Origin of the sequence: Streptomyces griseochromogenes (assembly GCF_001542625.1) — a bacterium.
Classification (GTDB): domain Bacteria; phylum Actinomycetota; class Actinomycetes; order Streptomycetales; family Streptomycetaceae; genus Streptomyces; species Streptomyces griseochromogenes.
Window position 1 is genome coordinate 334,788 of sequence record NZ_CP016279.1, and the last position, 21,688, is coordinate 356,475.

A 21,688-nucleotide genomic window follows, 5' to 3' on the forward strand; every position below is an offset into this window, starting at 1 on the left:
GGCCCCGTGCCTCATTCCGCCTCCCCGGTCGCGCTCATCGGGCGACCCTCCCCCAGTGCCTGAACGGCCTGGGCGCGCCCCCAGGCGAGCGCCAGCATGCGCGTGGCGGTCAGCGGGTTCTCGGGGTCGGCGGCGGCGGCCAGCAGCCGGGCGGCTGTTCCTGCGGACTCATCGGGCGGGACGACCAGGAGCACCCAGCGTCCCACGGTGCCGCAGTCCAGGGTGATGACGTGCGCGTCGCTTCCGGGTCCGGCCGGCTCCACGGCGATCGCCCCGCCGGGCGCCATGACCGTGTGCGGGGCGTCGGGCCATTCGGCGGGGTCCACGGTGACCCGTATGGCGGCTCCCGGCTCCGGCTCCAACGAGCCGACGAGCGAGGGAAGTTCGAGTTCCAGCGCGTCGCAGCGCGGCCACCAGGCCCCGTCCAGCGGGCCGTGGCTGACGTCCGGGGTGAGGGTCAGGCGGGGCAGGGGCATGCGGTACGTGTGCGCGTCGGCATCGGATGCGCCTTCGCCCGGCGTTCTGGTGGGTTCCATCGTGCGGTCCCGTCCCGGGAGCCGTCGGACGACTACCCGTTTCGTCCCTCGCCGGGAACGGCACCGCCGGAAGCGCTGCGCGAAAAGCTCTCGGTGCGGTCAGGCTACTCCTGGCCGAGGGAGAAGCGGACGGCTCAGTCGTCCGGCTCCGCCTTCCCTGCCTCCTCCTGGGCCTCCTGTTCTCCCTTCTGTTCTCCCTCCTCTTCTTCCTCCAGCTCCTCCATCAGGCAGATGCCCTCATGCGTCAGCGAGACGGCTGCGGGGGTCTGGTGCGAGGTCCAGTCCACGCTGATCAGGCCCTCGTCAGCCAGATAGGCGCAGGCGGCGGAGAGGTCCTCGTCGGGCAGGCCCAGCTCGGTGCGGAGCGCCGATCCGCTGACCTCGGGGCGATTGAGTCCGACGGCCCCGTACAGGGACCGCAGGACCGCCTCCCGGTTGTTCTTGCGTTCGCGGAGTTTCGTCATGGCTGTCGTTCTCCGGGGTGACGGCCGCGCGGGGACGGACGCGACGGTGGATCCTCGTGGCCTCACGGACCCGGTTCATACCTCGTCGGCGTGAGCGTGCGCCTGCTCTGTCGATTCACTGGTCGCGAGCCAGGACCGTGCGGGTTCCGCGGCGTGCGCGGTGTCGAGGGTGAGATGGAGCCGGGTCCCTCCTTCGCGGCCGGCGGGGTAGCTGCGCTGCTCGGTCGAGTCGAAGCAGCGCCGGAGCACTTCGGCGACGCGACGGGCGACCTCCGGCGTCGCGGCGACGATGCGGACTTCGGCGTGGCCCTCGGAGGGCAGGGGCTCGTGCTCCATACGGACCTCCTGGCAGGCGACGGGTACGAACCATGATTCCGGTCGCTGCCCGAAACGCCGGGCGACGGTGTGGGGGCTGCGTCGCGTTTCCACGGCCGCCCCCTTTTGAAGGATATGCCGGGTAAGGGCGGCCATGCGTCCCATGATCGGCCGGCCGACGGACCGACGGACCGACGGACCGGCCGAGCGGCCGAGCGGCCACCTTCAGGTGGCCAGGCCGAGCCCGGTGGCCACGCGAGGCGGGCCCGGCCGGGAGTACGGTGGAGGCACCGAGGGTACGCCGCGCACCGCCTCAGGCACCGGTGCCGTTCTCGGGGATCGACGACGCCGGGGCGGCCTTCGTCCGTGTCCGGGGCAGGGTTGGTCATGACCGCGCAGGTGTTCCTCCCGACGACCTTGACCCTCCCCGCGCTCCGGCCCGCACGGGGCAGGCCGCGTACCCGCGTGCCAGGCCCGCCGAAGAGGGAGCGCAGGTCCTCGCCCCAGGTCGCAGAACGGGTCCGCCCGCTGACGCGTGGTCAGGTCGCGGACCGTCTGCAGGAGCTGGGCGACCTGTACGCGGAGACCTCCGGTGGCGACCCATGGGCGTGGAACGAGGCGCGTGTCGCCTTCCTGAGCCATCTCGCGGCCGACGCGCGACGACCAGGGTTCTCGCTGCTGATCGCGGAGACCACCGCCCTGACCGGATACGCCTACGGCTTCCTCACGGGCGGCGCGGGTCCATGGTTGGCGGGCTTCGACGGACACGTTCGGGGAAGTCTGCTCCGCCGCGCCGCTTCCGGCCGGCTCTTCGTCGTCTCCGGGATCGTCGTCCCGCCTCGGGTGCGCCGGGAGTACCGGGACCAAGTCTGGAACCTCGCCCGGCGCCTCCAGCGTCGATTGCTCGCCGACCACGGTGCTGCGCTCGGCGTCGCACTGGTGGATGTCCGGGACGACAGGACCGTCGAGACAATGCGGTCCTGGGGCTGGCGTTACGCCGGAGACGACACCCTCCAGGCCGTGCCGCCCGGTCCGTTCCGCGTTCTGGTGCTGGCTCCGGGAGAGTGAGCGGCCGGGCCGTCCTGGATCACGCCTCGGCTCCGGTCACGGGCACCGGCAGGCGCAGGGCGAGAAGGGCGATGTCGTCGGTGCTGCCGGGGGCCATCCGGGCGGACAGCCGGTCGCACAGGGTGTCCAGCGGATCGTGGGCGAGAGCGAGGGCATGACGGCGCAGCCGGGCGAGCCCGCTGTCCAGGTCGCTGCCGCGAACTTCGATCAGGCCGTCGGTGTAGAGCAGGAGCGTGGACCCCGGCGGCAGGGCGTGGGTCGCGCTCGGCCGATGACCGCCGGCGCCCAGGTGGGTTCCGAGGATGAGTCCCTGCCCGGATTCGAGGTACTGCGCGTTCCCGTCGGAGGTCAGCAGCAGGGGCGGCGGGTGCCCGGCACTGGTCCAGTGCAGCGTCCAGGGGCCGGTGTCCGGACCTTCCACCCGGGCGAGGACGAGGGTGGCCATCCGCACGGTGGTGATGGCGTGCATGGCGTCGTCGAGGCGGTCCACGACGGCACCGGTCGGCCCGGGGTGGTCCCAGGTGAGGGAGCGCAGGATGCCGTGCAGCTGCGCCATCCCGGCCGCGGCGGTCAGATCGTGGCCCACGACGTCGCCGATGACCAGGGCGAGCGTGCCGTCCCTCAGCGGGAACGCGTCGTACCAGTCCCCACCGACCTGGGAGCCGGCCGGAGCGGGCTGGTACCGGGCGGCCAGCTGGAACCGGCCGTGCTCGGGCAGCGGGGGGAGGAGGTTGCGCTGCATGGCCTCGGCGACCGCACGCTGCCGGCCGAACCGGCGGGCGTTGTCGATGACCAGGCCGACCCGGCGGCCGATGTCGCTCACCACGTCCAGATCGCCGGTGTCGAAGGGCCGTGCCGCCTCGGTGCGCACCAGTGTCAGCGCACCGGTGACGTGCCCTCTGCTGCCCAGCGGCACCGTGATGACGGATGCCGCGCCGGTTGCTCCGAGGAAGGCGCTGTGGACGGCGGCGAGGGGGGAGTCGGGCGGTGCGTCCAGGTCCGGCCGGACCTGCAGGACGGGACCGCCTCCGCTGAGCACCTGGACCAGGGGCGAGTGGGCCGCCTCCCCGGCCGGGGGCAGGTGACCACGCCAGTCCTCCTGCCGGGCGTCACGGCCCTCGGGGCCGGTCACCGCCACTCGGTGCACCTGGCGGGAGCCGACCCGCAGGTCCACGGCGGCCCAGTCGGCGAGGCGGGGAACCAGGAGCCGGCTCAACCGGGCGAGGGCCTCGTCCACCTCAAGGGTCTGACCGAGCACGTCGGTGATCTCCGCGACGAGTGTCAACCGCTCGGCGAGACTCTCCAGAGCGCTCGTATGAGCGGCTCGTTCCGCCTGCTCCACCCGCTCTGACTGCTCCGCACGTTCCGCGCGTTCCCTACGGGCACGGCGTTCCGCCGCGATCTCGACGATCAGCACGACCATGCCCAGGGAGACGCCGGAGACGTCGTCGTCCGTCAGAGGTGTGGCCGACCAGGACATCGGGACCAGCCGTCCGTCACCCCGCAGGAACCGGTCGTCGTCCCCGCGTGCGGGACGCCCCTCGGCCAGCGCCCGCAGCAGCGGACAGCGCTCTCGTGGGACAACGGCGCCTCCCGGGTCCCGATGGCACAGGTCATGCAGGTCCTGCCCGTGCACCACCGCTGCCGCGCGACCCAGCAGCCGCTCGGCGGCCGGGTTGACCGCGACGATCCGCCCGGCCGGGTCGAGCACGGCGACGGCCGTGCCCAGCTGCTCGGCCACGTGCTGCCACAGACCCGGCATCGCCGCCGACAGCCGTCTCTCGTGGTCTCCGCCGGACCTCAAGTCCTCCACCACGCCGCCGCCGTCCTTCCCGCACAGAACCACACCGCGACCCGGGATCCCCCGGGCCGCCGGGTCACGGAGACGTCGGTGCCCCGACGGGTCCCTCTTCGAGTACCCGGCCGCACGGCCGGCACGACAGCGCCTCCGCGAACCGCGGTACGGCCGCTCCCGCCGGGCGTGTCACTGCCGGTGGCTCACGACGTGGGTCTGCGCCGCTCAGTTGTTCCGTGTCCCGGGTCCTGCCCGACGACATGCCGTTCCGACACGGCCTTCCGCCGCCGAAGTCCCGGCTGCCGGAAGGGACTTCGGTATCTCCCAAAACCCTTGCCGGAGCGTGAAGATGCCGCTGTTGACCGTGGTTGTCCGTTCTTACGGGCACGCTTTGGGCACGACTGCGCGTGGGGCGCGTTTCCCTTGAGCGGCGGATGCTTGTGCGTGCAGCGCTGCCTCGATCACGAAGGGGCTCTTCGGCTCTGGCGGCGTTTCACACGGTCACGCCGTCTTTCCCATTTCGTCCTCTATGGCCCCTCTTGCCGTGATGGCCATCTCTCCCGTCACGCCCGTCTCTGCCGTCCCGCCCGCGCCTGCCGTCTTTGCCTGGTGGGCCGGAGGGGCCCCTCGGGCCATCGGGACCGGCGGGGCCGGGCGGACCGGACGCGCCGGGCTCGGCAAAGTGTTCCTGGAGGTCGATGTTCTGTACCTGCATGGCGTCGAGCTCCATTTGATGCGCGACGAGCACGGTTGACTGCGCGACGAGCGCGACAATCAGCGCTGCGCGGAACGCAAGGGGGCGCCACGGCCTACGCGGCAATTCGTTTACGCTACTCACAATATCCCTCACGCTGTGTGACGGCGAAAGTGTAAAGGGCGCAGCGGGGAACCAGGGCGATGCCGGCCGAGCGCGCAGGAGCTACGAAAGGGCCCCCGACGGGCCCGTCACTCAGACGGCAATGCCCCTCCAGCCGAGAGTTCATGACGAGGAGTTCGCAGACCCGTTCCCGACGCGCGGCATACTCGCCCGGTCACCGATCCGGGTGGCACCCGTGGGGGTGCTGCAGTCGATGAACACCTGCCAGTGCATCACGGAGGAACTGCCCGTGAGGGCCCTATCCTCCGACGTCCCCACTGCGGCCCTGGGCTCAACGCCGGCTCGGGGTCTCAGCCGGCGCTGGATTGGCGACAGCGTCTTTCCCGTTGGTGCCGTCCTTGCCGTTGGTGCCGTCCTTGCCGTCTTTGCCGTGTGTGCCGTCAAGACCGTTGGTGCCGTCCTGGCCGTCCTTGCCGTCCTTGCCGGCCGGGCCGACGGGGCCTGGTGGACCGGAGGGGCCGGGCGGACCGGAGGGGCCGGACTCGACGTGGTATCCCTGGATGTCGACGTGCTGTGCCTGCAGATGGTTGATCTGCATCTCCTGGGCGACGATCACAACTGACTGCGCTACGAGTGCGGTGATCAGCGCTGCGCGGAGCACGAGGGGGCGCTGCGTTCCACGCAGCAATTCGTTTACGTTTCTCACATTGTCCCTCACGGTGCGTGACGGCGATAGTGTAAAGGACGAGGAGTCGGAGAAGGTGGAACTCCTCGTCGAGGTTTTGGCCCGGGGCGACCTCGAAAGTCCTGAGCCTGTCGATCACTGCACGGAGGTGCTGATGCTTCGGCCTGGAGGATGAGGACGCAGAGCAGCCGGACTGCCGCGAGGAATGGCGTCCCTGGAGTCCGAATCAAGGAGGCAGAGCCTGCCTGTCGACACCGTTCATCACGGTCCACCTGAACCATGACGAATACTTTGAACCCGACCGTGCGTCACAATCTCGGTGTCGTTCGATGGGCAGTTGAGGATGCCGCGGAAGGCGGGCCGGCGACTCCGACGCCGATCGTTCCGCCCCTCCGTCGGCCGTCATGCGACGGCCACAGCCCAGCCCGCGCGCTCCGCCCCTCGGCGCCCTCCGCGACGCCCGTGCCGAATGGCGCCGAGCCCAAGCAGCAGCCAACAGCCCCACACCCGAGCGTGCGACGGACACGACGTACGTCCTCGCGCACTGGGTCTTCGCCGGTACCCGGAGGCAGGATCGGTCGACTTCCGGGTCCGGATGACCGACAGCAGGAAGTCGCTGGCGGTCTCGACGCGACAGTCCGCAAGGCAGGCCAGGAAGCTGTAGCCATGCCAGATGATCCGCCGGAGGGGCCGGACGATCAGCGTTCTGGCACGAATCTGCCATGCGACTCACTGATCACCACACACAGCACAAAGGCCCGGGTCTCCGACCCGTGCCTTCTCCATGGAGCGGGTGACGAGAATCGAACTCGCGCTCTCAGCTTGGGAAGCGACGGCGCTTGCGTCGATGGTCTGCCCCTGACCTGAACAGACACGTCGAGCTGCAATCCCATCAGCAGTCCGGCTCGCCGCCCTGGGGCGGGAAATGGCGGCAGACCGCCGGGCGGTGAGCGAGTGGGGGCAGCGGGCCGTTGACGGGGCCCTGCTGAGCGTCGTCGACCATCCCGGGTGGGCGGCCGGCGCTCCGGCTGCGGCGATGGGCTCGGAACGGATGCTCGACGCCCGCCTCTGCCAGTTGGAAGGCGGGCCACCACCAACTGCCGCCCGGACAGAATCCGGCTGACGCGGAGGGGAGTGGGCGTGGTCTCGCCGCTGTGGGCTGCAGCGGGGTCTGCGGCCATGGCTGCACAGGAGCACGGCGGCAGGCGTCGCGGCACTACGGCCGCTGCGGAAGCCGTTGGCCACAGGGTTCATGGCCACAGCCGGGCCGTCGCCCAGAGTCTCGTAGTGTCGGCGCAGAGCGGGCGCGTCGAGGATGGCCCAGTCACTCCTTGATCGTCGCCGTCTCGGCCGCCGGTGGGGTCGCGGCAAGGGACGTCGGGCGACGGTGCCGCAGCATCCAGGGGAGCCTGACCGTCTTGCCACGACGGATGGCGAAGCGCGCCAGGACGACGTGGCCACCCATGAAGACGACCTTGAGAAGGACAACCGCCAGGATTGCATTGACGCCCCACTCGGTCCATGCCGACGCGGCCAGCGCGGCACCGAAGGCTCCCACGTGTCCGGCGATGACCAGTGCGCCCACCACCGTCATGGCTATCGCCTTGCGGTGCCGCAGAACTTGGTCATCGCGGGCGCGTTCATCGCCGGCCTGGTCGCGTGGGACCTGATCGGCACCCTGCCGCTGCCACTGGGCGTGGCCGGCCACGAGGGCTCCACGGTCATCGTCGGCCTCAACGGACTGCGCCTGCTGCGCGGGGCGGCGTGGCGGCGGGCCGCCGAATGCGCCGACGCAAGGCTCCCGCACAGGGCGAGCCCCGGTGCTCGGTCACCGTGTGCCGGGGCTGCTGCTGCGGCACCGCCAAGATCCCCGGCGTCGACCATGCCACCCAACTCAACACGCTCAAGGCCGAATTGAGTGCGGTCGCCCGGATCTGGGCCGTGAACTGCCTGGACACGTGCGAGCAGGCCAACGTCATCGTGGTCCAGCCGTCCTCCGCCGGCCGGGCCGCGGGTGGACGGCCGGTCTGGCTCGGTCTCGTCAACGATCCCGACGCGACGGCCGACATCGCACAGTGGGTGCGATCCGGTGGCCCCGGGCTCGCCGATCCGCCCGACATCCTGGACCTGTACGAGTTCGCTCCGTCGCGGCGGGTGCGACGGGGCGTCGAGGAGTGGGCGGACGCGGCTGCGCCGGGTCGGCATGGGTGCAGGGCGCGAGGGCGCCCAAAGGCTGAGTCTGCTGCGTCGGTTCGCGCCTTCGAAGGCCGTGGACTCCTGTCCCGCTCGGTCAGTGGACGCGCAGAGCGGCAGTGAGTCTTCGCGGCGCTGGTAGACGGTGAGGCTGTCGCCGAGGTCGGCGTAGGTGAGGGCGTGGACGCGTCTGTACTTCTGGGGGTCTCGGGGCACCAGGGCGTCGTGCTGCTGTTGTTCGGTGCTGACGTGGTCGTCGAGACCGGTCAGGGTGCGGGCGGCGGGCCGGCGACGGTGCCGCCGGCCGGTCCGCTGACGCGGGAGTGGATGGGCTGGGGACCGTCGTCGCGCAGCAGGGCGTCTTCGGCGGCAAGGCAGACCCGAGAGCACGCCTTGGCTGTTTTTCTACGTCTCGTAGTAGCTTGAACGGGGCGAAGACAGAGCTTGCTGGAGCAGGCAGAGGGAGGTGCCGGATGACCGGCGGTACTGACGGCCCGAAGGAGTCCCGGCGCCGTGCGCGGGGAGAGCTGGAGGGGCAGGTGCTGGCGGCCCTGTGGGCGGCCGGCGGGCCGGCGACGGCTGTGGTCGTGCACGAGAACCTGGGGGACGACGACACGGCCCACACCACCGTGCTGACCATCCTGACGCGGCTGTGCGACAAGGGGCTGGTGACCCGGCAGCGTGAGGGGCGTAGCTACGTGTACACGCCCGTGGACGACCGGCCGGGGATGGCCGCGGCCGGAATGCACTCGCTGCTCGACGACGGTGGAGACCGCGCGGTGGTGCTGGCCCGGTTCGTGTCCGATCTGTCGGCGGAGGACGAACGGCTGCTGGAGCAGCTGCTGCACGGTGACGGCCCCCTGCGGGGGTGAGGCGTGTTCTGGCCCGTACCGATGTATCTGCCGCTGCTGGTGAGCGCGGCGCTGGCGCTGGTGGCGCCATGGGCGGGGCGCCGGATGCCGCCCCGGGCAGGGACGTGGGCGATGGCGTGCGCGGCCGTCGTGGCGGCCGGTACATGGGCGACCGAGCTGGCGATCCTGGCGTTCACCGCGATAGGGCAGGTGCCGCTGGTGGCGGAGCAGGGGCCGTGGTCGGTGAGCGTGCTCGCGGCGGAGGACCCGGTGAACCGGAAGGTCGCCGCGGTGTGCGCCGGGGTGGTGCTGGTCGTGGTGGGCAGTGTGACAGTGGCGTCCTGGCGCCGGGGACGAGCGCTGGTCGATGCCTGGCGGGAGTGCCGGCACATCGCGGGAGGCGGGGACCTCGCGGTGGTCGACGATCCCGTCCCTGCGGCCTTCGCCGTGCTCGGCGCGCCGGGGCGTGTGGTGGTCTCCTCCGGGATGCTGCGGCTCCTGGACGCGCCGGAGCGTCGGGCCCTGCTCGCCCATGAGCGCGCGCACCTGCGCCATAGGCACCAGGTGTTCTCGCTGGTACTCCATCTGACGACCACGATCGATCCGTTGCTGCGGCCGCTGGAGCGAGCTGGGGCGTTCGCGGTGGAGCGGTGGGCGGACGAGGAGGCGGGCGCCGAGGTGGCGGACCGGCGCCTGGTGGCGCGGGCCATCGCACGGGCGGCCCTGGCGGCGAGCCGGGCCCGGCAGGCGGCTCTGGCCGCCACCGGCGGGCCGGTGCCGCAGCGCGTCCAGGCGCTGATGGCTCCGCCGGTCTCGCGCCACCACGGCGCGACGGCCGTGTTCGCGGTGCTGATGGCGGCGTGCTGCGCGAGCCTGGCCCTGACCGCGCACGACACGGAGCGGCTGTTCGAGGCCGCGATGCACGCCCATGCCGCCGCCGGAGCACACCTGCCTGCGCGGTGACCGCTTCGGTGTGGAGCGGTACCCGCCGCGGTCCTTCGGGTACCGGCCCCTGAGGTCTACCGGGCGTGCTGCGGGGTGGCCACCACGGGTTCGGCGGTCAGCAGCGGGCGCAGTGCGCCGCCGCTCAGGGACGCGACCAGCGTTGCGGCCCAGCGGCGCAGAGCCAGGCTGGTGAGGTAGGCGACGGGCAGGGCCAGGAGAGCGGAGCCGAGGACGTCGTGGGGGTAGTGGGCGCCGACGTACACCCGGGTGAAGCCCTCCATCAGCGCGAACACGGCGGCGATGGCGCTCAGGCGGCGGTCCAGCAGGAAGAGCGCGGCCACGGTCGCGGCGGCGACGGTGGTGTGGCCGCTGGGGAAGGCGTAGTCGGACGGCGCCGGGCAGGCGTCGACGATGTAGGCGTGGGGCATCGACCGGCAGGGGCGTACCTCGCCGACGATCTTCTTGACCACCTCGGCGGCGGCGAAGGCGACCACGACGGCGACCGGTGCGGCCAGCGCGACGGTCATCGCCCGCGTGCCGCGGCGGCGCGCGTTCCACCAGCCCATCACCATGAGTACGGCGAAGACGCCCAGGCCGAGGTTGGTCCACAGCTCCATGGGGGTGTTCAGCCACGTGGTGTCACGGGCGAAGTCGGTGACGGTGGTGAACAGCGAGCCGTCGATGCCGGAGCCGTCGAAGGCCAGTTGCGCGGTGGCGGCCGCGGTCATGGGCACGTCCTTCCATGTCAGCACGAGGCGACGCGGAACGGCACGGGCGTCGCTGGTGATCCCCACGCTCGCGATGGCAACAGAGTGACGTCGCGGTGAATCAGTAGTGGCCGTCAAGCCAATCTACTACATGTTGTAGAAACTTTGTCTCCGGTCCAGTGGGCAGGATCGCCAGGGTCACGGCTGGCCGTCAGTCCGGGGTCGGCGCGGCCGCGTGGTCTTGTGCATCCCGGCATGCGGGTTCCGACTCCCGCGCTGTCGCACTCATGTATCGAGACGGTCTGCTACCGGGCCTGGCTGCCGCCGGAGCGGCGGTCACGGTGTCGCTGGGCATCGCGGCCCCGATCGCCTGCACCGAAGCCCCCGCGCGCCTCCCCCCGGTCACCCGCTGCCTGGAGCTGGACTGGTGAAGGCGGAACGAGGGCATCGCAAGCAGAATGCGCGCGCCGGTCAGCACGGCATGCGCAGAGTGACAGTCGCTCCTTGACTCGCGTTGTCCACGTGGGCAGTGCCGCCGTGGGCGGTGGCGACGGCGTGGACGAAGGCGAGTCCGAGGCCGGATCCGTCGCTGGTGCGGCTGGCCTCGGCGCGGGCGAAGCGGTCGAAGGCGCGTGGTAGGAACTCCGGTGGGAAGCCGGGGCCTTCGTCCGTGACGGACACCTGCAGTTCCTCCTCCTCGACTGTCGCCGTGAGGCGGACCGTGCCGTGGCCGTGCCGCAGGGCGTTGTCGACGAGGTTGCCGATAGCAGGCCTCATCCATCGGGCGTCGACGTCGACGATCAGGCCGGAGGTGTCGACGGTCAGTGTGCGGCCGGCCCGCTCCGCGGTGCGCCGGTGCGGGGTGACGGCGGTGTCGAGGAGGTCGGTGAGGGGCACGGGCGCGCGGGTGATGTGGCCGGTGCTGCCGAGTTCCTCCAGGTCCAGCAGGGCGTTGGAGAGGTCGATCAGGCGCTGCACCTCGGTGTCCACGGCGCGCAGGGTCTCGGTGAGTTCGGCGGCGGAGCGGGGGCGGTGCAGGGCGACGTCGAGTTCGGCGCGCATCAAGGTGAGCGGGGTGCGCAGTTCGTGACTGGCGTCCGCGACGAACCGGCGCTCGCGTTCGGCGGATGCCTCCAGGCGGTCGAGCATGTGGTTGAGGGTGTGGCCGAGGCGGGTGATCTCGTCGTCGCGGTCGGCGGGCACGTCCAGGCGCAGGTTCTGGGTGCCGTCGGTGAGGGTCGCGGCGCCGCCGCGGTAGCGCTCGACGGGGCGCAGGGCGGCGCGGGCGGTGCGGTAGCCGACGTAGGAGGCGGCGATCAGGGTCAGGCCGGAGGCGATGGCCAACTGGGCTAGGAGTTCGCGCAGCGCCTCGTCCCGGTGGCCGCGCCGGACGGCGGCGATCACGATCCTGGCCCGTCGGTCCGCCGTGACGCGCTTGGCCTGGACGCGCAGGGTGCCCGGGGTGATCGGGAGCAGGGGGCCGACGTCGCGCCGTACGGTGGCGCCCCGCGCGACGGCGCGGAGTTCGGCGGGGGTGAGCAGGGGCTGGTGGCGGACGGCGTCGCTCGCGCACAGGACGCGGCCGTGCGCGTCCAGGACCTGCCGGAGGCTGCCGCTGGGCCCGGGAGGGAGCCGGACGCCGGCGCGCACCGCCTGGTCGAGGCTGTGCCGGTAGGTGGTCAGGTCGTCGTTCAGCTGCTGGTCGAGGGCGGTCTGGACGCGCCAGTAGACCAGGCCCGCCGCGCCGGTCAGGACCAGTGACATGGTGATGGCGACGGCCAGCACGAGACGGATGACGACGGGCAGCCGCCGGAACCGGGCGGGCAGCCGGCCCGGCAGGGTCACGGGGCGGTCTCCAGCCGGTAGCCGCGCCCGCGCAGGGTCGTGATCGTCGTACGGCCGAAGGCCCGGTCGACCTTGGCGCGCACCTTGGAGACGTGCACGTCGATGGCGTTGCTGCGCAGGTCGGCCTCGCCGTCCCACACCTCCTCCAGCAGCCGCAGCCGCGACACCACGCACCCGGCGTTCTCCATCAGCACCCGCAGGACGCCGAACTCCCGCCGTGACAGGTCGAGTTCGCTGTCCGCACGCCAGGCGCGCTGCTGCTCGGGATCGAGGACCAGGTCGCCGACCTGGAGCCGGCCGGCCGGGTCGGGGCGGCGCCGGGATATCGCGCGCAGCCGTGCCAGCAGTTCCTCCATGGCGAACGGCTTGACCACGTAGTCGTCGGCACCGGCGTCCAGTCCGGCGACCCGCTCGCCGATCGCCCCGCGTGCGGTGAGCAGGACCACGGGTACGTCGATTCCTTCGCTCCGCAGTGTCCGGCAGACCTCTACGCCGTCCATGCCGGGCAGCATCACATCGAGCAGTACGGCGTCCAGCCGGGGGTCGCGGGCGGCGGCGAGCCCGGAGGGCCCGTCGTAGCGGCCTTCGGCGGTGTGTCCGGACTCCGTGAGGTAGCGGACGACCAGATCGGTCAGGCGGGTCTCGTCGTCGACGACCAGGCAGTGCATGCCGGGCAGAGTAGCCGCCCGCCGGTCACGGCCGGCCGACGGGAAGCCTTCATGATCTGTTCATGTGACATCCCTACCGTCCTTCCGGTCGCGGTGCTCCGCGGGCCGCGACCGGTCCGCCGTCCGACGTGCCGTGACGGAAGGGACAGCCATGCACGCACTGGTGCTCGCCGCCAAGGGCATCACCACCCACATTGCGGTCATCGATCTGCTGACCCGTGGTGGTCTCGACGTCATCGCTCTGCTGGTCCTGGTCGGCTGGCTCTACCGCCGCCGTCCGAGCGCACCGGCGATGCCGCTGGTCCTCGCCTCTCTGAACATCGGCCTGTTCGCCGCGATGAGCACGATCAGCGCCGGCAAGTTCCCGGCCGGGGTCGGCTTCGGCCTGTTCGGCATCCTTTCCCTGGTCCGCCTGCGCAGTGCCGCCTTCACCCTTCGAGACGTCGCCTACACCTTCGTCACCCTCGTGATCGCCCTGTGCACGGGCCTGCCGCAGCGGCAGACCTGGCTCGTCGTCACCCTCGACGTCGTGGTCCTGGCGGCGGTCCTCATAGTCGACGACCCAAGGTCGTACGAGCCGCCGACCCGGACGGTGAAGCTCACCCTCGACCGGATCTACCCGGACCCGTCTGTCATCGCCGGAGACGTGGCCTTCCGCTTCGGTCAGGCACCGCTGTCCGTGGTCGTGGACGAGGTCGACTACGTCCGTGAGACCACCCGGGTCTCCGCCCGCTACCCCGCCCCACCGCAGGAACGGGAACCCGCGATCACTCCGGACGTCGAGCCCCGCGAACCGGTGACGGCGTCATGACCCTCGCCTCCTCCCTCGCGGCCGGGCTGAGCCTGGCGGAGCTGCGCGGTGCGACGCTCGCCGAGGTGGACGCGGCCGCGGCCCTCCAGCACCGGGTCGACCGCAAGTACCTGGTCCCGCTCGACCGTGCCCGCCGCCTCATCGCCGCTCTCGCCGACAGCCACCACGTCCTGGACCTCGGCGGGCGTCGTACGACGAGCTACCTCAGTACCTACTTCGACACCGAGCGGCTCGGCGCCTGGCGGGCCCACGTCCAGGGCCGCCGGCGCCGCTGGAAGGTCCGCACCCGCCTGTACGTGGAGGACGGGCTGTGCCGGGTGGAGGTGAAGACGAAGGACGGCCGCGGCGCCACGGTCAAGCACGCCTTGAAGGTCCCGACCGCCGACTACGGCGAACTGACCACACAGGCAGCTGACTTCGTCGACGAGGTGCTGGAGCAGGCCGGCATCCCCATCACCGCCAAGGAACTCTCGGCCTCCGCCGAGGTCCGTTACGTCCGTGCGGCTCTCGCCGACCTCGACCACGGCAGCCGCGTCACCCTCGACGGCACCCTCAGCTGCCACTGCGACGACCGCACCGCCGCACTCGACCCCGGACACGTCCTGATCGAGACCAAGGGCGGCGCGCAACCCGCCCCCGCCGACCGTCTGCTGCTCGGCATGGGCGTCCGTTCGGTCTCGCTCAGCAAGTACATCGTCGGCCAGTCCCTGCTCACCCCGGGCCTGCCCGACAACGACGTACGCCGCCTCGCCCGCGCCCACTTCACCACCGAGGCGCACCCGGCACCGCTCACCGAAAGGATCCCCGCAGCATGAACGTCCTGCGCGGCATCAAATGGCCGTACGCCCTGATCGCTCTCCTCGCCGTCGCGGCCGTCGGCGTCGGCACGCTGCAACCGCAGCTGGTCTCGGCCGCCGCCGGCCTGGTGAAGAAGAAGCCCAGCGCGACACAGAAGATCAAGCAGGATCCGCCGCCCACGCTCTTCACCGACGCCGAGATCGCCACCATCGGCAAGCAGACGGCGGCCCAGCGCAAGAAGGCCGACACCCTCTTCGCGCAGTGGAGGGAGGCGCACGGCACCGCCCGCGACGACAAGGCGTTCACCGCCTGGGCCGCCCAGCAGGTGCCCGCCCCGCCCACCGCGGCGCAGCGCACCGCCGAACTCCGTCAGGACCAGCAGCTCGCCAAGACCCGCACGGCGGCCGGGAAGAAGGCCGCGACCTGGCTGGAGCTCCACGGCAAGAAGGACATCTGGAAGCTCTACCTCCACGACCAGGGTGAACTGATCCCCGCCAAGCAGGGCACGGCCGAGAAGACCCAGCTCAAGGCGGTGCTGAAGCTGGCCAAGACGATCAGCGACCAGGTGGCGGCCAAGGACAAGCAGCCCGCCCCGTACGTCCTGGACCCCACCCTGCGCCCTGACAAGCACATCAAGCCCGGCGCCAAGGGCCCGTACTCCTACCCCTCCAGCCACGCCGCCCGGTCCGCCGCCGCCGTCACCTACCTCACCGTCCTCTCCCCGCACCGCGCCGCGGACTACCAGTGGATGCAGGACGAGATCCTCTACTCCCGCCTCTACATGGCCGGCCACGTCACCAGCGACATCACCGCCGGCACCCTCCTCGGTGATCTGATCGGCGACTACGAACTCACCGTCAGCGGCCACTGACACCCGCCGTCGTACCCGGCGCCGTCCCTTGTCCGGGGTCTCACCCCGCGGCGGGGCGGCGCCGTACCGCGGTGAGGGCCGGGCCGAGGGCGAGGAGGAGGTGTGGTCCGCCCACCGCGCCCAGACGGGTATCACCCGGCGCGAGTACGACGACTACATGAGCGGCGCGACTCCGGCGAGTGGGCTCACACTGGAGGATCCCGTCTCCTTCGACGAGCCGGTGACGCTCAGCGCGCTGCGCTCTGCGGGGGCTTTCCACCCTCCGCAGAGCTACCGGTACATGAAGGGCGATGAGCTTCGGCAGGTGGCAGCTTGCACGGCGTCCCCTCCTTCGTAGGGCGTCCGCAGCGCGGTGCTGTCGGGCGTCTTCGGGGGCGGCCGTATCTACTGGGCATGCGGGGCATTGAGTACCACCTGCGCATGCCGCCGCGGGGGAACGGCTGAGTGGAGGAGCGAGCGGTCCAGGATGCTGGGCCCCCGCAAGTCCTGCTTTGCGTAAGCGACTTGGCCGCCATTTGCGCAATATGTGATGCGGGTCACGTGAAATGTGTCTCACTATTTGAGACAGGTGGCTGGTGGGGTGGGGTGCATGCCGCGCGAATGTCCCCGAGGGGGCTATGTCGCCTGCATATAGGGCGCGCGGAGGGCACGCCACCCTCAAATTGGACTAGATAACAAACAAACCCCAGGCCACTGACCTAGGGTTTCTCTCTGGAGCGGGTGACGAGAATCGAACTCGCGCTCTCAGCTTGGGAAGCTGATGTTCTACCATTAAACTACACCCGCGTAAGACGGACAGATCGACTCCGGTGGAGTTGATGTCCGAACGCTCGCTCACTGTACCTCATCGAAGACCCCCCGTGTGTGGATCACCGGAGCGGGGTCCGGCGCAGGCGGGGGATCCGCCTGCGGGGGAGTCGAGTTGGGGCGTACCGTGGAGGCGTGGGAGAGGGTCCGGGTGGGGCCGGAGAGCCTCCTGGAGAGTCGTCTCTTTGATCCCGTAATGTGGCTTTTGTCGTCCATGGCAGTAACCCGGACGCGGCTCTTGGGGAAGGGACTTGAGGGATTTGATGGAACGCACCGTCGTTCGCTGTGCGGACGGGCACGTCTTCAGCACCGCTTCGTTCCCGATGCAGCAGGCCGAGCGGCTCGGCCCCGGCCGGCTGCTGAGGTGTCCCCGGTGTGCCCGGCTCCGCAGTGTGGTGCCGGTCACCCTGGAGAAGCGGTAGCGGACGGAGCGGTCGGCCGCTCCGGCGGGACCGGACCAGGAAGATCGAAAGGCGCGCGGGCCGTCACGATTGTCACGGCTCCGCGCGCCTTGCGTATCCTCGGGACGTGCTTCTCTCAGACAAGGACATCCGGGCCGAGATCGACGCCGGGCGGGTACGGATCGATCCCTACGACGAAACCATGGTGCAGCCGTCGAGCATCGACGTCAGGCTGGACCGGTACTTCCGGGTGTTCGAGAACCACCGGTACCCGCACATCGACCCCTCCATCGAGCAGGCCGATCTGACGCGGCTGGTGGAGCCCGAGGGCGATGAGCCGTTCATCCTGCATCCCGGGGAGTTCGTGCTGGCCAGCACGTACGAGGTCATCTCCCTTCCCGATGATCTCGCCTCGCGGCTGGAGGGGAAGAGCTCGCTCGGGCGGCTCGGGCTGGTCACGCACTCCACCGCCGGGTTCATCGACCCCGGGTTCAGCGGCCATGTGACCCTGGAGCTGTCCAACCTCGCCACCCTGCCGATCAAGCTCTGGCCGGGGATGAAGATCGGCCAGCTGTGCATGTTCCGGCTCAGCTCGCCCGCCGAGTTCCCGTACGGCAGCGAGCGTTACGGGTCCCGATACCAGGGGCAGCGCGGGCCGACCGCCTCGCGGTCCTTCCAGAACTTCCATCGGACCCAGGTGTGAGGGCGACGACGACATGAGTGACGTGCGGGAGAACCTGACCTACGAGCGGTTCGGCGGCGCCATCCGCGAGCTGGCGCAGACCATCGCCGACGACGGGTACGAGCCGGACATCGTGCTCAGCATCGCCCGCGGGGGTGTCTTCGTCGCCGGCGGGCTCGCCTACGCCCTCGACTGCAAGAACATCCACCTGGTGAACGTCGAGTTCTACACGGGTGTGGGGACGACCCTCGAGATGCCCGTCATGCTCGCGCCCGTCCCCAACATCATCGACTTCTCCGACAAGAAGGTGCTCATCACCGACGACGTCGCGGACACCGGCAAGACGCTCAAGCTGGTGCGCGACTTCTGCCTCGACACCGTCGCCGAGGTGCGCTCCGCCGTGATCTATGAGAAGTCCCACTCCCTCGTGAAGTGCGAGTACGTGTGGAAGCGGACCGATGACTGGATCAACTTCCCGTGGAGCGTCGAACCGCCCGTGGTGAAGCGGGCCGGGCAGGTCCTCGACGCCTAGGCGAGAACGGCGAGAACGGCGACAACACGGAGAAGGGCCCCGGCGCTGCCGGGGGCCCTTTCCTGTGCCGGACGGGACTAGAACGTGCCCAGCTTCACTATCGACAGCAGCGCGATCAGCTGGATCGCCGACGCGCCCAGCGCCTTGGGCCAGGGCAGGTCGTGGGAGCGGGAGACCATCAGGGTCAGCAGGGCGCCCGCGCCGATCCAGGTGGCCCAGCCGAGCAGCTGGACGAAGCCGGCGTCGCCGCCGAAGAACATGGCGACGAGCAGGCGGGGGGCGTCCGTGAGCGATGTGATCAGCATGGACAGGCCCACCGTGGGCTGCCAGGCACCGTCGCCGCCGAGCTGGCGGGCCAGGGTGTGGGTGACCACACCCAGGACGAAGGCGCTCAGCACCATCGCGACGGCGGTGATCAGCACGATCGGGACCGCGTTGGACAGCGTCGCGTTGATCGCGTCCTTGCGGGCGTTGTCGAAACCGAAGACGGCGAGCAGGCCGTAGAGGAAGGTGACGATCAGGGCCGGGGCCCACATCGTGTAGTCCCGCATGCGCAGGAAGGTCGCGTCGGGGGCGAGCACGATGCCCCGCAGGAGTTCCTTCCAGTGCAGGGGCGGGCCGGTGGGGCCGGAGGGCGCGGCCGAGCCGGCGTGGTAGGTCGCGCCCTGGGTGTAGCCGGAGGCCTCGTCGATCGAGAAGGCCTGGGTGTGGCCCGGGTTGTTCGCCGCGTACGGGTCCCGCGCACCGCCCGGGCCCTGGCCCGGGTAGCCGCCGTCGCCGAAGTACTCCGGGCCGTCCTCGGCCTGGCCCGGGTAGCCGTGGGACGGCCCCGGCTGCGGGTAGCCCTGCGGCGGGTACGACGGCTGCGGACGGCCGTACGTCGGCCCCCGCTGCCCGTACGACGGTCCTCCGGGCTGTCCCTGCCCGTACGACGGTCCCGCGGGCCGCCCGTGTCCGTGCGACGGTCCCTGCGGCGCCTGCTGTCCTTGGGGGGTGCGGTTGTCCCGGCCCCCGCGTCCGATCCTGAATCCAGCCACGTCAACGAACGTACCCGGTCCCGCACAGCGACGTGTCCGGCCGGGGCCTCGGGGCCGGGCTTTGCTGCCGACCTGTGACATCCCCTAAGGGGCCGTCAGGGGACCGGTCCGGGACATCCCCCGGTTTCACCGGCCCGCCGGACGGCCCGGGCGGAGCGGGTCAGTCCGCGAACAGGGCGCCGAACTGGGGCTCGCCCGTCGTGGAGATTCCCGCGGCGCTCGCCGAGACGGACCGGGAGCCGGCCGTGGTGATCTTCGTGCCGTCGGAGGGCAGATAGGTCAGCGCGCCGTCACCGCCGTTCTCGTACGACCCCACGACCAGGTCGGCCCGGCCGTCGCCGGTGACGTCGTCCAGCTTGACGTCGGCGCCGAACAGGTCGCTCTTCTCGTCGTCGCCGGGGACGCCGGCGGTGCTCTGGCCGAAGGACTGGGCGCCGGACGTGGTGTTCACACCGGAGGCGGAGCCGTACAGGACGGCGACCTGGCCGGTGTCGGTGACGCCGTTCATGTCCTCGTTCGGGCTGCTGACGACGAGGTCCTGGTAGCCGTCGCCGTTGACGTCGCCGAGGTCGAGGTCCCAGCCGAAGCCGTCGCCCTTCTCCGCGGTGCCGGGCACGCCGCCGGTGTCCTGGGTGATGCCCGTGGTGGCACCGGGGCCCGAGGCGGAGCCGTAGGTGACGCTCACCTTGCCGCCCTTGGCGGCGTCCGGGACGGTCTGGCCGTCGCTGGTGGTGTTGTCCCAGGAGGAGCCGCTGACGATGTCGCCGAAGCCGTCGCCGTTGATGTCGCCGATGCCCGTGACGATGCCGGGCTTGAGGGCCTTGGCCGAGGCGGCGCTCAGCCCGCTCGCGGTGCCGGGCAGCCAGTAGTTGGTGTTCCAGTGCGACGAGGTCTTCGTCTCGTAGCCGTCGACCACGAGGTCGGTGCGGCCGTCGCCGTTGACGTCACCGGCGGTCAGGCTCATCGGCCCGTAGGGGTAGTCGTTGCTGCCCGACTGGATCGGCGGCTTGACGGTGGTGCGGCTGCCCGGGGTGCCGGAGGTGCTGAAGCCTCCCCTGTAGAGGTAGAGGGTGCTGGCGGAGCTGCCGACGACCAGGTCGGCCTTGCCGTCGCCGTCGAAGTCGCCGGCGGCCAGGTCCTTGCCCCAGTAGTCGTGGGAGCTGGGGGCCGGGTCGGGCACGTCGACGCCCTTGCCGGTGAGGCCGTTCGCGGAGCCCCAGAGGATGGCGAGGCCGCCGCCGTCGGTGTCGGTGCCGACCTTCTCGTGCGGGGCGCCGACGGCGAGGTCGTCGTAGCCGTCGTTGTTGAAGTCGGCGTACGCGAGGTCGTAGCCGAACTCGTCGCCGGCCTCGGCGGTGCCGGGGGCACCGGTGGTGTTCTGGCTGATCGTGGTGCGCTTGGCGCCCGAGACGCCGGTGGCGGCGCCGTACAGGACGACGACCTGGCCGGCGTTCTGGTGGCCGCTGACGTAGGCGGTGGCCGCCGAGGTGGCGATGTCGCCGATACCGTCGCCGTTGAAGTCGGCCTTGGCCACCTTGACGGAGTCGGCGGCCGTGGCGGGAGCTCCGGCGAAGGTGAGCAGACCGCCCGTCAGCGCGGCCGCGGTGGCCGTCGCGAGGGCGAGTCGGCGGTGCGTGTGCATGCTGTTCTCCTGCGGCATGCGGGGATGCCCGGCGGGGCATCCGCAGTCGATGAGGTGCCGGACCGCCCGTGTTCGCCGTGGGTTGTCCCAGGGTTCACCGAGCGGTCGGCGATCAGGAGACCGGCCGCGGCACGTAAGGGTTGTACGTGAGTTCGGTTATTTTCCGGGGCTGATGGGGCCACCGGGCCCGGGACGTTCCGGCGTGCCACGTCGGGAACTCCCCCACGCGGGGTCACCTGCGGGCAGCCGCCCGAGCCGGAGCGGAGGGGGAGGGGCAGGATGGGCGCATGAGCGTAGTCAAGATCAATGTGCTGACCGTGCCCGCCGAGCAGCGGGAGACGCTGGAGAAGCGGTTCGCCTCGCGGGCCCACGCCGTGGAGAACTCGGACGGGTTCGAGTGGTTCGAGCTGCTGCGGCCCGTCGAGGGCACCGACACCTACCTCGTGTACACGCGCTGGCGCGACGAGGAGTCGTTCCAGGCGTGGATGGAGGGCCCGATGAAGTCCGCGCACCAGGGCGGCGGGGAGGGCGGCGAGCGGCCCAAGCCTGCTGCTTCCGGTTCCACCCTGTGGTCCTTCGAGGTGGTGCAGCAGGCGGGGCCGAAGGCCCAGTAGGAGAGCCGAGCGCGGGGCGCCCCGTCGCCGGACGGCCCTATGCGGGCGGTTCGGATTCTCCGGCGGGGCGCTTTGCCACGAAGGAGCCGAGGCCTACTTCGGCTCGGATGAGTCCCTCGGACTTGAGGTGGGCCAACGCCTTCTGCGCGGTCGAGGTCGCGATGCCGAACTCGGTGGAGAGTTCGACGACGGAGGGCACGCGGGCGGCCACGGGGTACTCGCCGCCGGCGATCCGGCTGGTCATGGCCGCCGCCACCTGGCGCCAAATGGGGCGAGTGCGGTCAAGGGCGGTGGTCATGCGGGCGGTTCGGACTCTTTGGCGGGGAGCTTCGCAACGAAGGAGCCGAGGCCGGGTTCCGTGTAGGTCAGGCCTTCTTCGCGCAGGGCTCGCAGCACCTTGTGTGCCGTTGCGTTGGCGATCCCGAACTCCGCCGTGAGCTGTACGACGGACGGCACCCTGGTGCGCGGTCCATACGTGCCGTCTGTGATGCGGCGCCGGATGATCTCGGCGACCTGGCGCCAGCGGGGGATGTCGGGAGCGAATTCCATCACCCCACCATCATCCGCATGCCTGTACAACCGTGCGATACAGGGGATCCCTGTG

General features: G+C 71.0%; 25 protein-coding genes, 1 tRNA gene and 3 pseudogenes. 14 read left to right on the top strand and 15 right to left on the bottom strand.

Annotated features, from left to right (window positions below):
- Positions 1-11: 11 nt before the first annotated feature.
- The 3 genes from AVL59_RS01595 to AVL59_RS01605 all read right to left on the bottom strand — a co-directional run bounded on the left by AVL59_RS01595 (position 12) and on the right by AVL59_RS01605 (position 1,336).
- A complete protein-coding gene (locus tag AVL59_RS01595; RefSeq protein ID WP_079146480.1) occupies positions 12-536 on the bottom strand; it encodes a DUF5994 family protein in 525 nt (174 codons plus the stop codon).
- Positions 537-670: 134 nt separating this feature from the next.
- Positions 671-1,000 carry a hypothetical protein gene (locus AVL59_RS01600; protein ID WP_067299422.1) on the bottom strand — a complete coding sequence of 110 codons (330 nt, stop codon included), beginning with the start codon at positions 998-1,000 and terminating at the stop codon, positions 671-673.
- 75 nt (positions 1,001-1,075) lie between these two features.
- The gene (locus AVL59_RS01605; protein ID WP_067299423.1) at positions 1,076-1,336 is read right to left on the bottom strand and encodes a hypothetical protein; all 261 of its coding nucleotides are present in this window, start codon (positions 1,334-1,336) and stop codon (positions 1,076-1,078) included.
- Positions 1,337-1,702: 366 nt separating this feature from the next.
- Between AVL59_RS01605 and AVL59_RS01610 the strand changes: the two genes are divergently transcribed.
- Positions 1,703-2,383, top strand: coding sequence for a hypothetical protein (locus tag AVL59_RS01610; RefSeq protein ID WP_067299424.1), 681 nt, complete (start codon positions 1,703-1,705; stop codon positions 2,381-2,383).
- Positions 2,384-2,402: 19 nt separating this feature from the next.
- Here AVL59_RS01610 and AVL59_RS01615 read toward each other — a convergent pair whose 3' ends face one another.
- From AVL59_RS01615 to AVL59_RS50255, 3 genes are all read right to left on the bottom strand, one after another.
- The gene (locus AVL59_RS01615; RefSeq protein ID WP_237281414.1) at positions 2,403-4,199 is read right to left on the bottom strand and encodes a SpoIIE family protein phosphatase; all 1,797 of its coding nucleotides are present in this window, start codon (positions 4,197-4,199) and stop codon (positions 2,403-2,405) included.
- Between the two features lie 1,127 nt (positions 4,200-5,326).
- Positions 5,327-5,656: a hypothetical protein gene (locus AVL59_RS01625; protein ID WP_067299426.1), complete on the bottom strand. Its 330-nt coding sequence runs from the start codon at positions 5,654-5,656 to the stop codon at positions 5,327-5,329.
- A 1,348-nt stretch (positions 5,657-7,004) separates the two neighbouring features.
- A complete protein-coding gene (locus AVL59_RS50255; RefSeq protein WP_159399856.1) occupies positions 7,005-7,274 on the bottom strand; it encodes a hypothetical protein in 270 nt (89 codons plus the stop codon).
- A 6-nt stretch (positions 7,275-7,280) separates the two neighbouring features.
- Here AVL59_RS50255 and AVL59_RS55895 point away from each other — a divergent pair.
- Together AVL59_RS55895 and AVL59_RS01635 are read left to right on the top strand one after the other, a co-directional pair.
- Positions 7,281-7,460: pseudogene (locus AVL59_RS55895) on the top strand (hypothetical protein); the annotation flags it as partial.
- Positions 7,461-7,462: 2 nt separating this feature from the next.
- Positions 7,463-7,852, top strand: a pseudogene (locus AVL59_RS01635) ((2Fe-2S) ferredoxin domain-containing protein); the annotation flags it as partial.
- A 138-nt stretch (positions 7,853-7,990) separates the two neighbouring features.
- Here the strand turns inward: AVL59_RS01635 and AVL59_RS53860 are convergent.
- A pseudogene (locus tag AVL59_RS53860) lies at positions 7,991-8,265 on the bottom strand (tetratricopeptide repeat protein); the annotation flags it as partial.
- An 81-nt stretch (positions 8,266-8,346) separates the two neighbouring features.
- Between AVL59_RS53860 and AVL59_RS01640 the strand changes: the two are divergent.
- Positions 8,347-8,745 (top strand): BlaI/MecI/CopY family transcriptional regulator, encoded by a 399-nt coding sequence (locus AVL59_RS01640; protein ID WP_067299428.1) that lies wholly within the window; start codon positions 8,347-8,349, stop codon positions 8,743-8,745.
- A 3-nt stretch (positions 8,746-8,748) separates the two neighbouring features.
- Entirely contained in the window at positions 8,749-9,687 is a 939-nt protein-coding gene (locus tag AVL59_RS01645; protein WP_067299429.1) for a M56 family metallopeptidase, read from the top strand.
- Between the two features lie 56 nt (positions 9,688-9,743).
- Here the strand turns inward: AVL59_RS01645 and AVL59_RS01650 are convergent, their stop codons facing one another.
- Entirely contained in the window at positions 9,744-10,463 is a 720-nt protein-coding gene (locus tag AVL59_RS01650) for a phosphatase PAP2 family protein (RefSeq protein ID WP_237281415.1), read from the bottom strand.
- Positions 10,464-10,663: 200 nt separating this feature from the next.
- Here AVL59_RS01650 and AVL59_RS51970 point away from each other — a divergent pair, with 200 nt between their 5' ends.
- Complete coding sequence (locus tag AVL59_RS51970; protein WP_159399857.1) at positions 10,664-10,807, top strand: hypothetical protein; 144 nt, start codon at positions 10,664-10,666, stop codon at positions 10,805-10,807.
- 40 nt (positions 10,808-10,847) lie between these two features.
- Here AVL59_RS51970 and AVL59_RS01655 read toward each other — a convergent pair whose 3' ends face one another.
- Complete coding sequence (locus tag AVL59_RS01655; RefSeq protein ID WP_067299431.1) at positions 10,848-12,221, bottom strand: sensor histidine kinase; 1,374 nt, start codon at positions 12,219-12,221, stop codon at positions 10,848-10,850.
- A complete protein-coding gene (locus tag AVL59_RS01660; RefSeq protein ID WP_067299432.1) occupies positions 12,218-12,889 on the bottom strand; it encodes a response regulator transcription factor in 672 nt (223 codons plus the stop codon). Before AVL59_RS01660 ends, AVL59_RS01655 begins: the two co-directional genes overlap by 4 nt.
- 151 nt (positions 12,890-13,040) lie before the next feature.
- On the opposite strand from AVL59_RS01660, the gene AVL59_RS01665 reads away from it, so the two are divergent.
- The 4 genes from AVL59_RS01665 to AVL59_RS01680 are packed head-to-tail and all read left to right on the top strand — an operon-like array spanning position 13,041 to position 15,706.
- The gene (locus AVL59_RS01665; RefSeq protein ID WP_079146482.1) at positions 13,041-13,700 is read left to right on the top strand and encodes a DUF4956 domain-containing protein; all 660 of its coding nucleotides are present in this window, start codon (positions 13,041-13,043) and stop codon (positions 13,698-13,700) included.
- Positions 13,697-14,515 (top strand): polyphosphate polymerase domain-containing protein, encoded by an 819-nt coding sequence (locus tag AVL59_RS01670; RefSeq protein WP_067299433.1) that lies wholly within the window; start codon positions 13,697-13,699, stop codon positions 14,513-14,515. The genes AVL59_RS01665 and AVL59_RS01670 overlap by 4 nt, the downstream gene beginning before the upstream one ends.
- Positions 14,512-15,369: a phosphatase PAP2 family protein gene (locus AVL59_RS01675; protein WP_067299434.1), complete on the top strand. Its 858-nt coding sequence runs from the start codon at positions 14,512-14,514 to the stop codon at positions 15,367-15,369. The genes AVL59_RS01670 and AVL59_RS01675 overlap by 4 nt, the downstream gene beginning before the upstream one ends.
- A 28-nt stretch (positions 15,370-15,397) precedes the next feature.
- Entirely contained in the window at positions 15,398-15,706 is a 309-nt protein-coding gene (locus AVL59_RS01680; RefSeq protein WP_237281416.1) for a hypothetical protein, read from the top strand.
- A gap of 375 nt (positions 15,707-16,081) precedes the next feature.
- Here AVL59_RS01680 and AVL59_RS01685 read toward each other — a convergent pair.
- Positions 16,082-16,155 (bottom strand) — tRNA-Gly (locus tag AVL59_RS01685).
- A gap of 284 nt (positions 16,156-16,439) precedes the next feature.
- Between AVL59_RS01685 and AVL59_RS53130 the strand changes: the two genes are divergently transcribed.
- The 3 genes from AVL59_RS53130 to AVL59_RS01695 all read left to right on the top strand — a co-directional run bounded on the left by AVL59_RS53130 (position 16,440) and on the right by AVL59_RS01695 (position 17,791).
- Positions 16,440-16,598 carry a hypothetical protein gene (locus AVL59_RS53130; RefSeq protein ID WP_167549290.1) on the top strand — a complete coding sequence of 53 codons (159 nt, stop codon included), beginning with the start codon at positions 16,440-16,442 and terminating at the stop codon, positions 16,596-16,598.
- A 106-nt stretch (positions 16,599-16,704) separates the two neighbouring features.
- Positions 16,705-17,280, top strand: a complete 576-nt coding sequence (gene dcd / locus AVL59_RS01690; protein WP_067299435.1) for a dCTP deaminase — start codon at positions 16,705-16,707, stop codon at positions 17,278-17,280.
- A gap of 13 nt (positions 17,281-17,293) precedes the next feature.
- Positions 17,294-17,791, top strand: a complete 498-nt coding sequence (locus AVL59_RS01695; protein WP_067299436.1) for a phosphoribosyltransferase — start codon at positions 17,294-17,296, stop codon at positions 17,789-17,791.
- 77 nt (positions 17,792-17,868) lie between these two features.
- Here the strand turns inward: AVL59_RS01695 and AVL59_RS01700 are convergent, their stop codons facing one another.
- Together AVL59_RS01700 and AVL59_RS01705 are read right to left on the bottom strand one after the other, a co-directional pair.
- On the bottom strand, positions 17,869-18,909 hold the full coding sequence (locus AVL59_RS01700; protein WP_208870287.1) for a Yip1 family protein: 1,041 nt from the start codon (positions 18,907-18,909) through the stop codon (positions 17,869-17,871).
- A gap of 79 nt (positions 18,910-18,988) precedes the next feature.
- Positions 18,989-20,470 carry an FG-GAP and VCBS repeat-containing protein gene (locus AVL59_RS01705; protein WP_067299438.1) on the bottom strand — a complete coding sequence of 494 codons (1,482 nt, stop codon included), beginning with the start codon at positions 20,468-20,470 and terminating at the stop codon, positions 18,989-18,991.
- 287 nt (positions 20,471-20,757) lie between these two features.
- On the opposite strand from AVL59_RS01705, the gene AVL59_RS01710 reads away from it, so the two are divergent.
- On the top strand, positions 20,758-21,084 hold the full coding sequence (locus AVL59_RS01710) for an antibiotic biosynthesis monooxygenase family protein (protein ID WP_067299439.1): 327 nt from the start codon (positions 20,758-20,760) through the stop codon (positions 21,082-21,084).
- A gap of 37 nt (positions 21,085-21,121) precedes the next feature.
- Here AVL59_RS01710 and AVL59_RS01715 read toward each other — a convergent pair whose 3' ends face one another.
- Both AVL59_RS01715 and AVL59_RS01720 read right to left on the bottom strand, forming a co-directional pair.
- Complete coding sequence (locus tag AVL59_RS01715) at positions 21,122-21,382, bottom strand: GntR family transcriptional regulator (protein WP_067299440.1); 261 nt, start codon at positions 21,380-21,382, stop codon at positions 21,122-21,124.
- A complete protein-coding gene (locus AVL59_RS01720) occupies positions 21,379-21,633 on the bottom strand; it encodes a GntR family transcriptional regulator (protein ID WP_067299441.1) in 255 nt (84 codons plus the stop codon). Before AVL59_RS01720 ends, AVL59_RS01715 begins: the two co-directional genes overlap by 4 nt.
- Positions 21,634-21,688 lie beyond the last annotated feature (55 nt).